The sequence below is a fragment of the Roseateles puraquae genome, from assembly GCF_002205845.1.
Lineage (GTDB): Bacteria > Pseudomonadota > Gammaproteobacteria > Burkholderiales > Burkholderiaceae_C > Pelomonas > Pelomonas puraquae.
In genome coordinates this window covers 536,932-551,706 of record NZ_NISI01000002.1, presented here as the reverse complement: position 1 = coordinate 551,706, position 14,775 = coordinate 536,932, and the positions used below count along the sequence as shown (strand labels likewise).

Here is a 14,775-nt window from a genome sequence, read left to right as displayed (position 1 = left end):
GCAGACGCCATCCGGCTGCCGGTTGCGACAGCACTCGCCCCCCGCATTTGGAGGGGCTGCCGGTCAGCTCACGCCCATCCACAGCCGCTGGAACAGCGGCGACCGGCAGGACAGCCGCGCGTTCAGCGTGGCCATGCCGTCCTGCTCGGCGAGGGTCGCCGAGGCCGGCTGGGCCAGCAGCGACACGCCGAGCCCCAGCCGGTGCGGCTCGCGCTGCCAGCGCCAGCCGATGGCCTCGGCCAGCGTGGGCAGGATGTCGACATGGGTGAAGTTGCGCTGCTGGTCATCCACCGGCAGCGGGTGGCCCTTGGCATCGACACGCACCAGCGCATGGAAGACCGTGCGGCCACGCGGCTGGGGCTGCAGCTCGGCGTCGAGCAGGGGTTCTGGGTTGAGGTGGTCGCCCTGCACCCACACGACCTTGGGCCGGCCGTCGCGCTGAGCCAGGAAGCGCTGCACCAGCTGCGCCACGACATGGTCGGTGCAGCGCAAAGCCTCGCGCATGATGTCGGCCGGCTCGTCGTCTTCGTCCACATCGTCGCCGGGCAGGCAGCTCACGTCGTGAGCGCCGTTGGGGCCGTGGGTGTCGACCGTCAGCAGCAGGCTCATGCGGGGCGCATCACCCTGGCGCGGGCGCTGCATGTCGGCCCAGGCCTGCGCCAGCAGCTCGCTGTCGAGCAGGCCCCAGCCCTCGGACGGCACCGCCACGCCGCGGCGGCGCCATTCCTCGGCGCCAAAGCGGCGCGCGACCTGATGGTCTTGCAGAAAGCGACCCTTGCCCGCGAACTTGAGCGAGGCGCCGCCGTAGAAGCTGATGTCCCAGCCGGCCGAAGCCATCAGGTCGGTCAGGCATTGCCCGCCCTGGAAGAAGCGCCGGCTGTATTCCAGCGAGTTGTGGCTCATCAGGCCCACCGGCTGCAGGGGCACGCCGCACAGCGCGCTGAACATGCCGCCCACCGTCCAGCTCGCACCGCTGAGGTTGTGCAGCTCGCCCAGGGTCTGGAACTCGTCCTGCAGCCTTGTCAGCTGCGGCAGCAGGGCGGCCCCGGGCGCCCGGGGCCGGGTGTAGGCCTCGTCCAGCGACTCGACGAACACCACCAGCACATCGGGCTTCGCCGCGGGCGGTTGTGCACCGACGTCGCGCGGGTCCACGTAATGGCGCGCCAGGTAGTCGCCGCCATCCGGCTCGGGCTCGCAGGGGTCGGAAACGGTGGCCTGCACCGACACCACCGCCCCCATGCCCAGCACCGCGAGCAGCGCCCGACCATGCCAGCGGCGCATGCGGCGCAGCAGCCACAGGCTCGCGCCGGTCAGCGCCAGCACCGCCATCAGGCAGCGGCAGGCCCGCCACAGCATGCGGGGGTCGGCATAGTCCAGGCCGCCGTTCTGCAGGTGAAAGAGCACCTGATCAGGCGTCACCGGCCCCAGGTAGGTGCGCAGAAACCAGCTGGTGCCCACCACCGACCACAGCAGCAAGACCAGCACCGCCAGCAGGGCAGCACGCGCGGGCGGGAGGGAGCGGAACAGGCGGTCGGCAGACATGGCGCGCGAGTCTGCTCACGCCGCATTGCCGCCCCGCAGTCAACAGGTTGCTGAGTGTTGAGCTACGGCAAACCTGTGTACACGCAACTGCGGCGTCAGGACCGCTGCAGCGTGAGGCGCCCGCCCGCCGCCCACAGGTCCAGCGGCTTGCGGATGTCCTGCCTCAGCTGGTTCTCGCTGTCGGCCTGGGCTTCGAGCAGGCCCACCCAGGCGTTGCGGCCGCTTTCCTTGGCGTCGTAGAGCGCCGCGTCGGCCATGTCGATGGCGGCATGCCAGTCCATCGCCCGCGGCAGCCGGGTGCACAGCGGGAAGGCCGAGAAGCCCACCGAGCAGGTCTGGGCCACGCGCAGGCCGGCGCCGAGGTCGAAGGGCATGGCCGCCACGGCCAGGCGCGCCCGCTCGGCGAGCTCGGCCGCCCGCGAGCGGGGCGTGCCCCGCGCGACGATGAGGAACTCCTCCCCGCCCCAGCGCACCAGGTAGTCGGTCGCTCGGAAGACCTGCTCCAGCCGCCCGCGCATCTGCTTGAGCACCGCATCGCCGGCCATGTGGCCGTGGGCGTCGTTGATGCGCTTGAAGTGGTCGATGTCGATCAGGAAGAACAGCAGGTCCTGCTCGCTCTCGGTGTCGGCCGGGCTGGCTTCGTAGTGGCGCACGCTGAGCGCCACGTCGGCCGGCATCTGCCGGTCCAGGAAACGGCGGTTGCGCAGGCCCGTGAGCGGGTCGGTGAGGCTGGCTTCCTCCAGCTCCAGCGACTTGGCCGTCAGGGCCGCCGTGGCGGCCTCCAGCGCCTCGGTGCGCTCCTGCACGCGCGCCTCCAGCACGCGGCGGTGGCGCAGCAGCAACCGCGTGCGCCCGTTGACAATGACCACCACCAGCAGCACCAGGGCCAGCAGCGCCAGGGCCAGCGCCCAGCGGGTCTGCCACCACGCGGCCTGCACCTCGACGGGGATCTTCAATTCCTGCGGGCTCCAGGCGCCGTCGCGGTTGCTGCCCTGCACATGCAGCACATAGTGGCCCGGCGAGAGGTTGGTGTAGGCCGCCGAGCGCCCCAAAGCACCGGCGTCGATCCACCCGGCGTCCAACCCCTCGAGCCGGTAACGGTAGCGGTTGCGGCCAGGCTGGCTGTAGTCGAGGGAGGCGAAGGCCAGGCTCATGCCGCGCTCGCCTGGGGCCAACACGATGGGCGCACCGTCGGGCAGCGCGCGCTCCTGGCCATCCACCCGCAGCTCCGACACCACCAGCGGCGGCTTGTAGGTCCAGGGCGCGAAGCGGTCGGGGTCGATGACCAGCAGGCCGCGCGCGCCGCCGAAGAGCATGCGGCCGTCGTCCAGCTTGGCGTAGCTGCGGAACCAGCCGGTGCCGAGGTCAGCGCCATCGGCCGCGCCCAGCTCGCGGCGCTCGCCGCTGCGCGGGTCGTAGACGTTGCGCTGCGACCAGATGCGCCCCTGCTTGTCGAACATCAGGTTGGCGCCGAAGGCCCCGCCCACGTCGGAGGCCCGCACGAACTCGAAACGGGCGCGCCGGCCGTCGCTGTCCAGCAGCCGGTGCAGGCCGGTGCCGGTGTCCACCCAGAGCCGGCCGGCCAGGTCCACCGCCATGCCGAGCACCGTCTGGCCGGTCAGGCCCTTGGCCTCGACCCATTCGGCCACCGCGTCGTCGGCGTCGGGCTTGGCGATGCGCAGCAGGCCGGCCGCACCGCCCGCCCACAGGCTGCCATCGGGCATGACGGCAAAGGCATTCACCTCGCCCGTGCCGCCGACCAGGCCCGCGGTCGGGATGGGGCGCATCACCGGCTTGGCCGGCGTCCAGCGCATCACGCCGTCCAGCGTGGCGATCCACAGCGCGCCGTCGTCGGTGGCCTGGAAGCGCCGCGGCACCGCGTTGCCGCTGCGCAGGGTTTCCTTCCAACGGCCCTGGCTGTCAAAGCGCAGCAGCTGCGTGTCGATGGAGACCCAGACCGAGCCGTCCTTGGTCTGCCCCAGTGCATTGACGCGACCGGGCGGCAGGCCGCCGGTGCCTGGTGCGATCAGGCCCAGCGGCTGCAGCTGGCGGTCGCGGCGTTCGATGCCGCCGGCCAGCGTGCCCAGCCAGATCTCGCCGTTGTCCAGCTGCAGCATGCTGCGCACGTCCAGCCCGCCAGAGACGGCACCGATGGCTTCGCGCACCATCGACAGGCCCGGCAGCGGCGGCACATGGCGCATCAGGCCGCCGCCATAACTGCCGGCCCAGACGGTGCCGGAGGGGTCGCGCATGAGCGCGCGCACGTCGCTGCGCGGGGCGGTGCCTGCGCCGGCGCCCGTCGCGGGCAGGCGTTCGATCAGCACGCCGTCCGCAGCGCGGCGGCGCGACAGGCCGGAGGCATCACCGAACCAGATTTCGTCAGCGTCGGGCTGGGCCATGGCCATGACCGGCCAGACGCTCGAGCTGGCACCGGTCTGGGCGCCGGGCGAGAACGGCAGGGGCTGCCCCTGGGCCGAGAGCGCGCGCAGCCGACCCTGGGCGGTGCCGACGATGATGCGGCCGTCCAGCGCTTCGGACAGCAGGGTGATGAGCTGATCCGACAGGCCGACATCGAGCGCCTCGATCGGGCCGTCGACGGGCTTGCGGGCGAGGCCCCGCCAGGTGCCGATCCAGAGCGTGCCCTGGCGGTCAACCAGCAGGGTCTGCACGCGGGTATCGGGCAGGCCGTCCTCCTTGCCGCGGTGGTGGGTGAAGCGCTGGGTCTTGACGTCGAAGCGGTCCAGGCCGCCGCTGCCGCCGATCCACAAGGTGCCGTCCTTCTCCAGCGCGAGCGTGCGCACCGTGTTGGCGGCCGGCGCGGCGTCGTCGGCTGACTTGCCATCACGCGCCCAGCGGTCCCAGCGGCCGGAGGCGACATCCATGCGCACCAAGCCACTGTTGCCGGCCGCCACCCAGATCCAGCCGCGCGGGTCGGGCAGCAGCGCGCGCACGAACTGCTCGGGCAGCAGTTGACCGTCGGGGCCGCTCAGGGGATAGCGGCGGAAGGCATAGCCATCAAAGCGCAGCAGGCCCTCCGGTGAGCCGGCCCAGATCAGGCCGCGGGCGTCCAGGGCCAGGGCCGAGACGACGTTGTCACGCACCGCGCCCGGCTCGCCGATCGGCTCAAAGCGCGGCACGACAGCCTGCGCCGCCGCCCCCAACAACATGAGCAGGGCTGCCAGCCCTCTTGTTATGGACACCCACATGGGCCGCGATTCTCTGCGAGGGGGCGCCGCAGAAGAGCCGGCACAAGCCCTCACGGGAAAACTCACGCCCGGGGTGCGCCACGGGTTCGCGCCCCCGCATTGGCGTGAACTAGTCATCGCTTGAGTGTGTTTCTATCAATTCAAACCAACACGCTTCTATCACTTAAGCAGAAACTAGCGCCACGGTCTTCCTTTGTCCTTGTGTGTCCGGAAGACCGCCGGAGTTCCCCATGGATACGCCTCTCGCGCCACCCGCCCCGTCCGCCGTCCATCCGCCGCCTGTCGCGCCTGAATCGGCGCCCGTGGCGGCGACCCTGCTGTTCGTGGATGACGAGCCCGCCATCCTGAGCGCGCTGCGCCGGCTGTTCCGGCCGCTGGGCTACCGCATCCTGCTGGCCGAAAGTGGCGCGGCAGCGCTGGAACTGCTGGAGAAGGAGACCGTCGACCTCGTGCTGTCGGACATGCGCATGCCTGGCATGAATGGCGCCCAACTGCAGCAGACCATCTGCCAGCGTTGGCCCGACATCGCCCGGCTGCTCCTGACCGGCTACGCGGACATCGGCTCCACCATCGCCGCGATCAACCAAGGCGAGATCCAGCGCTACATCGCCAAGCCCTGGGATGACCAGGAGCTGCTGCTGGCCGTGCGCGAGGGCCTGGAGCGCGCCCGCCTGCGCCAGGAGAACCGCCGCCTGCTGGCGCTCACGCAGGCCCACAACGAACAGCTCGAGCGCCGCGTGGCCGCGCGCACGGCCGAGCTGTCCCAGGTCAACGGCATGCTGGAGCAGGCCTTTGCCGACCTGCGCCAGAACTTCGTGCTGTCTCTGAAGGTGTTCGCCGGCCTGATGGAGCTGCGTGAGGCCGGCCAGGCGGGCTACTCGGAGCGCGTCGGCCAGTTGGCACGCCGCCTTGCAGCTGCCGTCGGCCTGCCCAGCACCGAGCAGGAGGATTGCTACGCCGCCGGTCTGCTGCACGAGGTGGGCAAGATCGGCCTGCCCGATGCCCTGCTGCGCAAGCCGGTCTCGATGATGCGCGGCGAAGACCTGGTGCTCTACCGCCGCTACCCGCTGCTGGGCGAGGCCGCCCTGATGCCGCTCAGCGGCCTGCGCGGCGCGGCCCGCCTCGTGCGGGCTCACCAGGAGCGCCTGGATGGCCTGGGCTTTCCGGATGGCCTCGCGGGCGACGACGTGCCGTTGGCCGCCCAGGTCGTGGGGCTGGCCGCGGCCTACGAAGGGCTGCAGTCCGGGCGCCTGTCGGAGCGCCCGCATGACGCGGCGCGCGCACGGGCCGTCATCCGCGGCGCCGCCGGCATCCACTACGCGCCGGCCCTGGTTGCCGCGTTCGAGAAGCTCCTGGACGCCGCGCCCCCACCCTGCGCCGACGAGCTGCAGCTGGCCGCCGCTGACCTCAAGCCCGGCATGGTGATGGCCCAGGACCTGCTCAGCCCGCAAGGCACCCTGCTGCTGGCCGCGGGCTTCACCTTCGATGCCGGGGTCATCCGCACCATCCGTGAGCTCGTGGCCCGCGAGGGCCTGGGCATCGTGTTCCGCATCCGCGACCCGCGCGCCCAAGCCGCGCCCGCGCTTGCCTGATTCCTCCACGCCGCCACGCCACCATGTCCACGCTCTTGAACACCGCCGCTCCCGTGCACGTGATGCTCGTCGACGATGAGCCGGCCATCCTGCACGCCCTCGTGCGCACCCTGCGACGCGGTGCCGCCGACGGGCTCTGGCAGCCCTTGCGCATCGAGACCTTCACCGAGCCCGCCGCCGCACTCGCCCGCGCCCGGGAACAGCACTTCGCGCTGGTGATCAGCGACTTCCGCATGCCGGGCATGAACGGCGCGCAGTTGTTGACAGCCATCCGTGAATGCCAGCCCGATTGCGGGCGGGTCATCCTGTCGGCCCATGCCGACTTCGAGGGCCTGACGCATGCGGTCAACGCGGCGCGCATTTCGCAGTTCATGTCCAAGCCCTGGAACGAGCCGGAGCTGCTGGCCGTGGTGCACGAGCAGCTGGCCGAGCATCGCCGCCAGGTCGAGACCGAACTGCTGGCCGAGCAGCAGCGCCTGGCGCGCGGTGAGCTCAGCCCGCAGGAAATCGAGCGCCGCCGGCTGGAGCGCATGGAACCCGGCATCACGCGCGTCGAGTGGAGCGATGACGGCGCGTACGTGCTGGACCCCGTCGGGGCTGCGGCCGTCTGATCATGAACGCCCGGCCCCAGGTCATCCCGCAGCTGCACGACGGCCTGCGCGCCGGCCTGGAGGCCGTGAGCGCCGCCGTGCTGGTGCATGACGGCGAGCACCTCGTCTTCGCCAACGACGCCATGCTGCGCCTGCTCGGCTGCACGGCCGCCGACCTGCCCGAGCTCGCGCCCGATGCCTGGGCCGCGCCGGCCCAGCAGGATCAGTTGCGCGAGTACGGCCGGCGCTGCCTGGACAGCGAGGGCGCGCTGCCGGCCATCGAGATCGAGGCCATCAGCATCAGCGGCACCAGCCGTCACCTGGAGATCACTGCGCGCCGCTTGACCCGTGAACCGGCCGGCGAACCCGGCGGCGCCCCGCTGGTGCTGCTGACCTGCCAGGACCTGAGCGACATGCGGCACGTGCAGAACAGCCTGCTCGAGGTCGGGCGGGTGATGTACCAGATTGTCGAGAACGGGCCGGTGGCCAGCTACGTGATCGACAGCCAGCACCGCATCACCCACTGGAATGCCGCGTGCGCCCAGCTCACCGGCCGCTCGGCCAGCCAGATGCTCGGCAGCGATGAGGCCTGGCGGGCGTTCTACCTCGCGGCGCAGCCGACGCTCGCCGAGCTCATCGTGGACGGCAAGGTCGAGGCGGAAGGCCGCATGCACTACGGCCTCGCCCTGCACCGCTCCCCGCTGCTGGAGGACAGCTACGCCTACGAAGGCTACTTCCCTCAGCTCGGCCCCGAGGGCCGCTGGCTGCAGGTGACGGCCGCCCCGCTGCGAGGCATCGATGGCCAGGTCATGGGTGCCATCGAGACCCTGCAGGACGTGACCACCCGCCACCAGGCCGAGGAACAGCTGCGGCGTCACCAGGCCGAGCTGGAATCGATGGTCGCCCAGCGCACGGCCGAGCTGCGGCTGACGCACCAGGAGCTGGAAGCCTTTCTCGAAAACGCCTCGGTCGGCATCATCGCCACGCGCGAACTGCAGATCTCGCGCAGCAACAAGAAGTTCGCCGAGATCCTGGAGCTGCCCGCTGATCTGCCGGTGACCGAGATGCCGCTGCGGCGCTTTTTCATCGACGACGGCGACTTCCGCGAACTCGGCCGCCTGGCCACGCAAGCGCTGCGTGCGGACACCTCCCTCGTGCACGAGATGTGGCTCCAGACCTGGACGGGGCGGCGCATCTGGGTGCAGATGATTGCCTATGCCTCGACGCCCGCGGACGGGACACCCGGCATGTGGTGGCTGCTGCAGGACCGCAGCGACGTCATGCGCGCGCAGGAGGAGCTGGTCAACAACTACCGCAACATCCAGGAGACGAATGCGCGCCTGGAGGAAGCGCAGAACCAGCTGCTGCAGTCCGAGAAGATGGCCTCCATCGGCCAGCTGGCGGCCGGTGTGGCCCATGAGATCAACAACCCGATCGGCTTCGTCAATTCCAACCTCGGCACGCTGCGCCGCTATGTGGAGCAGCTGCTGGCGCTGACCCTGGCCTACGCACGCCGCGAACGCGAACCGGCCGATGCCGAGCTCGCCGCGCTGAAGCAGGCGGCCGACCTGGAGTTCGTCGCCGAAGACCTGCCCGTGCTGCTGGCGGACAGCGAAGACGGCTTGTCACGCGTGCGCAAGATCGTGCAGGACCTGAAGGACTTCTCGCGCGTGGACCATGCCGACTGGCAGGACGCCGACCTCAACCAGGGGCTGGAGTCGACGCTCAACGTCGTCATGAACGAGGTGAAGTACCGCGCCGACGTGAAGCGCGCGTACGGCACGCTGCCGCCGGTGCGTTGCCTGGCCGGTCAGCTCAACCAGGTGTTCATGAACCTCATCGTCAATGCGGCGCACGCGATGCCGGCTGAGCGGCGCGGCACCATCGCGCTGTCCACCGGCGTGGAAACCCAGGACGGCCGCGACTGGGCCTGGGTCGAGGTGGGCGACGACGGCTGCGGCATGACCCCCGAGGTGCAGCGCCGCATCTTCGAACCCTTCTACACCACCAAGCCGGTCGGCCAGGGCACGGGCCTGGGGCTGTCGATGTCGTTCTCCATCGTGCAAAAACACGGCGGGCGCATCGAGGTGCAGTCTGCGCCCGGCGAGGGCACCCGCTTTCGCGTGTGGGTGCCGGTGGCCGGGCCGGCCAGTTCAGGCTGAAGGCGCCGGGTCGGCGCCAAGCCGCGGCTGAAATCAGCGCGCCAACGGCGCCGTGATCGCCTCGATGCGGGTCACCACCTCGGGCGTCAGCTTCGGCGTGACCGCCAGCGCGCCGAGGTTGTCGTGCAGCTGCTCGATGCGGCTCGCCCCGAGGATGACGGTCGACACGCGCGGATTGCGGTTGATCCAGGCGATGGCGAGTTGCGCCATCGAGCAGCCCAGCTCGCGGGCGATGTCGATGAGCTGGCCGACCGCGTCGTTGCGGGCCTTGTCCTGCAGTTGCTCGCGCATCCAGGCCATGTTCTCGAGCGCGCCGCGGCTGCCGTCCGGGATGCCGTTGCGGTACTTGCCGGTGAGCAGGCCTGAGGCCAGCGGGCTCCAGGTGGTGAGGCCCAGGCCGATGTCTTCGTACAGGCGCGCGTACTCCTGCTCCACGCGCTTGCGGTGGAAGAGGTGGTACTGCGGCTGCTCCATCACCGGCTTGTGCAGGTGATGGCGCTCGGCGATGTCCCAGGCAGCGCGGATGTCGGCCGCGCTCCATTCGCTGGTGCCCCAGTACAGCGCCTTGCCTTGGCGAATGATGTCGCTCATCGCCCAGACGGTCTCCTCAATGGGCGTGTTGGGGTCGGGCCGATGGCAGTAGATGAGGTCCAGGTGCTCCAGCTGCAGGCGCTTCAGCGACCCGTCCACGGCCTGCATGAGGTACTTGCGGTTCAGCGTGTCCTTGCGGTTGACGGTCACGCCGTCCCGCTGCAGGCCCCAGAAGAACTTGCTGGAGACGATGTAGTCGAGCCGGTTCCAGCCCAGGGCCTTGAAGGCCTTGCCCATGACCACTTCACTCTCGCCCTGGGCGTACACCTCGGCGTTGTCGAAGAAGTTCACGCCGGCATCAAAGGCCGCGGCCAGCATCTCGGTGGCGGCCTTGGTGTCGACCTGGTTGTGATACGTGACCCAGGAGCCGAGGGAGAGTTCGGACACCTGGAGGCCGGCACGGCCGAGACGGCGGTATTGCATGAGCGAGTCCTGGAGCGAAAGACAGAAAAACCACAGCTTACGCGGGGCTCGGCAGGCCTGCCATGACATCGCCAAAATGCCCGCAGGGATCTTCGCCGCACCGCCCACCGCATGACGCACGCGCGCCACCTGAATCGCCGACAACTGCTGCTGGCCGCATGGCCGGCGGGCGCAGCGGCACAGGCTCAGGAGCAGCCACTGCAGGTGCTCATCGACGGGAGCATCGAGATGCCCCAGGCGCAGTTCAAGAACGGCGAGGCCGTGGATGGCTTCCAGGTGCGGCTGGCGCAGGAGATCGGCCGGCGGCTTGGCCGACGCGTGCGCTTTCGCCTCGTGCCCCGCCGCCGCGTGCCGCAGATGCTGGCCGACGGCAACGAGGCCGACATGATCTGCAACTACCTGCCCAGCTGGCTGCCGGGGCCGCTGCAATGGAGCCGGCCGTACTTCGATGACGCCGACCTGCTGCTGACCGCCACCCGGCGGCCTCCGCTCGCCCGGCTGCAGGAGGCCGCCGGCCAACCCATCGGCACGGTGTCGGGTTTTGTCTATCCCGAGATGGACGCGGCCCTCGGTGCCCGGTTCGTTCGCGACGACGCGCCCAACGCCCTGGCCACGCTGCGCAAGCTCGCCCTCGGCCGGGTCGACCACGCCATCGTGGGGCGCGTCGTCTTCGACTACCTGATGCGCCGGGGCGAAGTCGCCCTCTCGCTGCATCCGCCGCTGGTGATCTCGCGCGTCAAGACGGCCTGTGCGCTGTCCCCGCACAGTAGCGTCAAGCTGGCCCAGCTCGATGCCGCGCTGGCCGCGATGCAGGCGGACGGCAGCCTCGCACGCCTCGTTGACCGCTACCGATGAACTATCGTTGAGGCCTGATGTCGCCTCGCCACCTCCTTCCATGAAGCTCGCCGTGATTGGCGCCGGCCCGGCCGGCCTGGCCCTCGCCCTGCTTGCCGCCGAGCGGCTGCGCGGCATGGAGATCCATCTCTTCGACAGCCGGCCGCTGGACCGCGATGTCAGCACCGATGCGCGCACGCTCGCGCTGAACCTGGGCAGCATCCGGCTGCTGGAGCGGCTGTCGGCCTGGCAGCCGGCCAGTGCCCAGGCCATCCAGACCGTGCATGTCAGCCAGGCGCCCCCGGCACCGGTGGCCGGCGAGGTGCGCATCAGCGCGGCCGAGCAGGGGCTGCCGCAGCTGGGCGCCGTGCTGCCCTATGGCGCGCTGGTGGCACCTCTGCAGCAGCGCTGGCTGGCCGTGGCCGCGTCAGACCCCACCGCTCGCTTCACCCGTTTCGGCACCGCCGTGCACGCCATCCGCCCGGTTGCGGGCGGCGTGGAGCTGGACTGCGGCGAGGGCCCGGTGGTGGAGCACTTCGACCTGGCCGTGGTGGCCGAAGGTGGCGTGTTCGCCGAGCAGGATCGCAAGCGCATCCACAGCGACTATCGCCAGAACGCCTGGGTGGGCACGGTGCGCCTGGCCGCGCCCGGCCTGCAGGGCCTGGCGATCGAACGCTTCACCCGCAACGGGCCGCTGGCCCTGCTGCCTCTGCCTGACGATGCGCAAGGGCCGCGCGCGGCCCTGGTGTGGTGCCTGCCGCAAGCCGAAGACGACATCGCCACCCTGACCGACGCCCAGCGCCTGACCGTCATCCAGCAGCAGCTGCCCGCCGTGGCCGGCCGGCTGACGGGCCTGTCGCCACTGAAGTGCTTCCCGCTGGGTCTCAATGCCGAGACCCGGCTGCTGCAGGGGCGCACGCTGCGCATCGGCAATGCAGCCCAGACCCTGCACCCCGTGGCCGGCCAAGGCCTGAACCTGGGCCTGCGTGATGCCCAGGCGCTCGTCGACGCGCTGCGCCACGGCGCCGAGGCCGGCCAGGCGCTGGACGCCACGCTGGCCCGCATCGAATGGGCGCGCGCGCCGGACCGCTGGCCGATGATTGCCGCCACCGACTTCCTCGCCCGCAGCTTCGCCTGGCGCCTGCCCGGGCTGCCGGCGCTGCGCGGCCTCGCGCTGGCCGGGCTGGAGGTGGCGACACCGCTCAAGCGCGCCCTGGCCCAGCGCATGATGTTCGGCTGATGTTCAGCACCTGAATGCCCCCACCCTCCATGTCCAAGTCTCCCAAGCGCCTGTGCGCCCTCACCCTGTTGCTGGCCCTCGCGGGTGCGGCCCAGGCCCAGCTCATCCCGCCGGGCCAGCGCGTCGCCGGCCAGTCCCAGGAGGAATGGTCCAAGCGCTGGTGGCACTGGGCGCTGTCGTTCGAGGAAGACGACAGCCCGATCAACGACAGCGACGGACGGCTGTGCGCGCGCGGCCAGTCGGGGCCGGTGTGGTTCCTGGCCGGCAGCTACGGCAGCCAGCGCACGGTGCGCCGCTGCAGCCTGCCGGCGGGCAAGACGCTGTTCTTCCCGCTGGTCAACGTGATCGCCTTCCCGCCCGACGATGAGCGCGAAGCCTGCGGCTCGCTGATGCTCCGCGCCGAAGACCAGACTGACGCGCCCGCCGCGCTGGTGCTGGAGGTCAACGGCCGGCGCTACGAGGGGCTGGACGCGCATCGCCAGGCCACGCGCGGCTGCTTTCTCGTCGCGCCTGACGATGACGCGCCCGCAGCCGGCAATGGCTATTACGTGGCCGTCGGCCCGCTCAAGGCCGGGCGCTACACGCTGAACTTCGGCGGCATCCTGCCGGGCCTGAGCCAGGCCGTGACCTACACGCTCGACGTCAAGTGACCGCCGCCGGGCGCCCGCTCGGCAGCCAGGAAAAGCCCCGCCGGCACCGCGCTTTTCCGCGCCACGCCCCGCGCCGTGCGGCCTAGCATGGGCCACCCATGTCACGCCCCGCCCTCCTCTGCTTTGCGCTGCTGACCGCCTTGCTGGCCGGTTGCGGTGCGCCTTCGCAGCCGCTGCCCATGGCCATCACGGCCGCGGACGCGCTGCAGATCCGCGGCTGGGTGCCGGATGCACTGAAGGCCCAGGTGGCGATCACGCCGGTCAAGGGCGGCCTGGCCACCAACCGCTGGTGGGGCTCCAAGGTCAGCGCGGTGGCGCTGCAGCAGGCGCTGGACGAATCGTTCTACGCCGTGGGCATGAAGGCGCTGTCGCCCCAGCCGCCGTCCCGCTTCGAGCTGCAGGCCGAGCTGGTGCAACTGGACCAGCCGCTGGTGCCGGCCCTGGCCGTGACGGTGGACGTGGCGGTGCGCTACACGCTGGTGGACAAGGCTGCGGACAACCGCGTGATCTACCAGCGGCGCATCGCCAACAGCGAGGAAGCTCGCCTGGGCGAGGCCGTGCTGTCGCCCAGCGAGCGGCTGCGCATCGCCAACGAGCGCGCGCTGCGCGCCAACATCGACCTGCTGCTGCGCGACCTCGTCACGCTGCGGCCCTGAGCCTCGGGGTTCAGGCCGGCGTCGCCTGCACCACCTCATGCCGGCGGCGCCCGGCCGTCAGCCACAGCAGCAGTCCGCACACGAAGCCCGCCACGCTGGCCATGCCGAAGAACAGCATCATGCCGTCGTAACCCGCCGGGTTGGCGGCACTCGCGCCGGCACGGTCGTTCAACCAGCCGGCCACCAGGTTGGCCCCGCTGATGCCGGCGTTCTGCGCCACCCACATCAGGCCGATGGCCGTGCCGAATCGCGCGGGCGGCACCAGGCGGCTGGCCAGCGGCCACATGACAGCCGGCACCAGTGAGTAGCTGATGCCGATCAGCACGGTGGGCAGGATGAGGCCGGTGTGCGTCAGCGCCAGCAGCCCCAGCGCGATGGGCAGCAGCAGCGACCCCAGCGCCAGGAAGGGCGCGTAGCGCTGCAGCCGGTCGCAGAGCCAGCCGAAGGCGGGCGTGGCGAACACCGCGGCGAGGAAGACATAGCTGTTCATCTCCCCGGCTGCCGCCAGGTCCAGCCCATGGGTGTGCTGGAAGTACTTGATCGAGAAGGTGCTGCGGAACGCGAGGATGACCGAATACCACAGCACGCACAGCCCCAGCAGATACCAGTACGCGCGGCCGAAATGCAGCAGGTCACGCCAGACGAAGCGCTCGGCCACCGGCGCGATATTGAGCAAGCCCCGCTGGCGCCGGTCGGTCCACCAGTACAGCGCCGAGGCCGCGAAGGAGGTGGCCGCGATCACGGTCGCGATCACCAGCGGCGGCTGCCAGCCGCTGGCATAGGCGGTGGTGAACCAGGTCGGCGACATGTCGGCGCTGTACGACCCCAGCCGCCCGATGGCCAGCGTCAGGCCCATGGCCAGGGCCACGGTGCCGCCGGCGAAGTACTGCGCCACCCCGGCGAGCGTGGCGATGCTGAAGGTCTCGGCGCCAATGCCGTACAGCAGCCGACCCGCGGCCATGCCGGTGAAGTTGGGGCTGAAGGCCGTCAACAGCGCACCCACCAGGCAGATGCCCGCCGTCAGCAGCGTGGTGCGGGCCGCGCCCAGCCGGTCCACGAGCACGCCGCCCAGCAGGATGAGCACGACGTTGGGCAGGCTGTAGATCGCGTTCAGCAGCCCGACCTGGCTGTCGCTGAAGCCACGCTGCTGCTGCAGCAGGTCGGCCACGGGGCCGATGGAGTCGTAGACGTAGAAGTTGCCGTACTGGGCCAGCGCGATCAGGGCGCAAACCAGCCAGGCGATGGCAGAGCCACCGGCGAGACGCGATGCGGGAGCGGTCATGACGATC

11 protein-coding genes are annotated in these 14,775 nt (G+C 70.8%); 7 read left to right on the top strand and 4 right to left on the bottom strand.

What is annotated here, in order from left to right:
- Positions 1 to 63 precede the first annotated feature (63 nt).
- Positions 64 to 1,542, bottom strand: a complete 1,479-nt coding sequence (locus CDO81_RS09560) for a sulfatase-like hydrolase/transferase (protein ID WP_088482943.1) — start codon at positions 1,540 to 1,542, stop codon at positions 64 to 66.
- Between the two features lie 95 nt (positions 1,543 to 1,637).
- Entirely contained in the window at positions 1,638 to 4,748 is a 3,111-nt protein-coding gene (locus CDO81_RS09555; protein ID WP_158218218.1) for a ligand-binding sensor domain-containing diguanylate cyclase, read from the bottom strand.
- Between the two features lie 230 nt (positions 4,749 to 4,978).
- On the opposite strand from CDO81_RS09555, the gene nosR reads away from it, so the two are divergent.
- From nosR to CDO81_RS09540, 3 genes are read left to right on the top strand one after another with little or no spacing between them, the layout of a single operon-like run.
- Complete coding sequence (gene nosR, locus CDO81_RS09550; RefSeq protein WP_088482941.1) at positions 4,979 to 6,340, top strand: response regulator c-di-GMP phosphodiesterase, NosR family; 1,362 nt, start codon at positions 4,979 to 4,981, stop codon at positions 6,338 to 6,340.
- Between the two features lie 23 nt (positions 6,341 to 6,363).
- Entirely contained in the window at positions 6,364 to 6,951 is a 588-nt protein-coding gene (locus CDO81_RS09545) for a response regulator (protein ID WP_088482940.1), read from the top strand.
- A 2-nt stretch (positions 6,952 to 6,953) separates the two neighbouring features.
- Positions 6,954 to 9,092, top strand: a complete 2,139-nt coding sequence (locus CDO81_RS09540; protein ID WP_088482939.1) for an ATP-binding protein — start codon at positions 6,954 to 6,956, stop codon at positions 9,090 to 9,092.
- Between the two features lie 33 nt (positions 9,093 to 9,125).
- Here CDO81_RS09540 and CDO81_RS09535 read toward each other — a convergent pair whose 3' ends face one another.
- Positions 9,126 to 10,106 carry a potassium channel beta subunit family protein gene (locus CDO81_RS09535; RefSeq protein WP_088482938.1) on the bottom strand — a complete coding sequence of 327 codons (981 nt, stop codon included), beginning with the start codon at positions 10,104 to 10,106 and terminating at the stop codon, positions 9,126 to 9,128.
- 111 nt (positions 10,107 to 10,217) lie between these two features.
- Between CDO81_RS09535 and CDO81_RS09530 the strand changes: the two genes are divergently transcribed.
- The 4 genes from CDO81_RS09530 (at position 10,218) to CDO81_RS09515 (ending at position 13,486) form a co-directional block, all read left to right on the top strand.
- A complete protein-coding gene (locus tag CDO81_RS09530; protein ID WP_088482937.1) occupies positions 10,218 to 10,961 on the top strand; it encodes a substrate-binding periplasmic protein in 744 nt (247 codons plus the stop codon).
- A 40-nt stretch (positions 10,962 to 11,001) separates the two neighbouring features.
- A complete protein-coding gene (locus tag CDO81_RS09525) occupies positions 11,002 to 12,180 on the top strand; it encodes an FAD-dependent monooxygenase (protein WP_088482936.1) in 1,179 nt (392 codons plus the stop codon).
- 29 nt (positions 12,181 to 12,209) lie between these two features.
- Positions 12,210 to 12,830, top strand: a complete 621-nt coding sequence (locus CDO81_RS09520) for a hypothetical protein (RefSeq protein WP_088482935.1) — start codon at positions 12,210 to 12,212, stop codon at positions 12,828 to 12,830.
- 98 nt (positions 12,831 to 12,928) lie between these two features.
- Positions 12,929 to 13,486 (top strand): hypothetical protein, encoded by a 558-nt coding sequence (locus CDO81_RS09515; RefSeq protein ID WP_088482934.1) that lies wholly within the window; start codon positions 12,929 to 12,931, stop codon positions 13,484 to 13,486.
- A 10-nt stretch (positions 13,487 to 13,496) separates the two neighbouring features.
- Here CDO81_RS09515 and CDO81_RS09510 read toward each other — a convergent pair whose 3' ends face one another.
- Positions 13,497 to 14,768, bottom strand: coding sequence for an MFS transporter (locus tag CDO81_RS09510; protein ID WP_088482933.1), 1,272 nt, complete (start codon positions 14,766 to 14,768; stop codon positions 13,497 to 13,499).
- Between the last annotated feature and the right edge of the window lie 7 nt (positions 14,769 to 14,775).

Coding starts and splice junctions, on each gene's coding strand:
- CDO81_RS09520 (WP_088482935.1), top strand. CDS start 12,210: ATGTCCAAGTCTCCCAAGCGCCTGTGCGCCCTCACCCTGTTGCTGGCC.
- CDO81_RS09525 (WP_088482936.1), top strand. CDS start 11,002: ATGAAGCTCGCCGTGATTGGCGCCGGCCCGGCCGGCCTGGCCCTCGCC.
- CDO81_RS09545 (WP_088482940.1), top strand. CDS start 6,364: ATGTCCACGCTCTTGAACACCGCCGCTCCCGTGCACGTGATGCTCGTC.
- CDO81_RS09555 (WP_158218218.1), bottom strand. CDS start 4,748: ATGTGGGTGTCCATAACAAGAGGGCTGGCAGCCCTGCTCATGTTGTTG.
- nosR (WP_088482941.1), top strand. CDS start 4,979: ATGGATACGCCTCTCGCGCCACCCGCCCCGTCCGCCGTCCATCCGCCG.
- CDO81_RS09535 (WP_088482938.1), bottom strand. CDS start 10,106: ATGCAATACCGCCGTCTCGGCCGTGCCGGCCTCCAGGTGTCCGAACTC.
- CDO81_RS09510 (WP_088482933.1), bottom strand. CDS start 14,768: ATGACCGCTCCCGCATCGCGTCTCGCCGGTGGCTCTGCCATCGCCTGG.
- CDO81_RS09560 (WP_088482943.1), bottom strand. CDS start 1,542: ATGTCTGCCGACCGCCTGTTCCGCTCCCTCCCGCCCGCGCGTGCTGCC.
- CDO81_RS09515 (WP_088482934.1), top strand. CDS start 12,929: ATGTCACGCCCCGCCCTCCTCTGCTTTGCGCTGCTGACCGCCTTGCTG.
- CDO81_RS09540 (WP_088482939.1), top strand. CDS start 6,954: ATGAACGCCCGGCCCCAGGTCATCCCGCAGCTGCACGACGGCCTGCGC.
- CDO81_RS09530 (WP_088482937.1), top strand. CDS start 10,218: ATGACGCACGCGCGCCACCTGAATCGCCGACAACTGCTGCTGGCCGCA.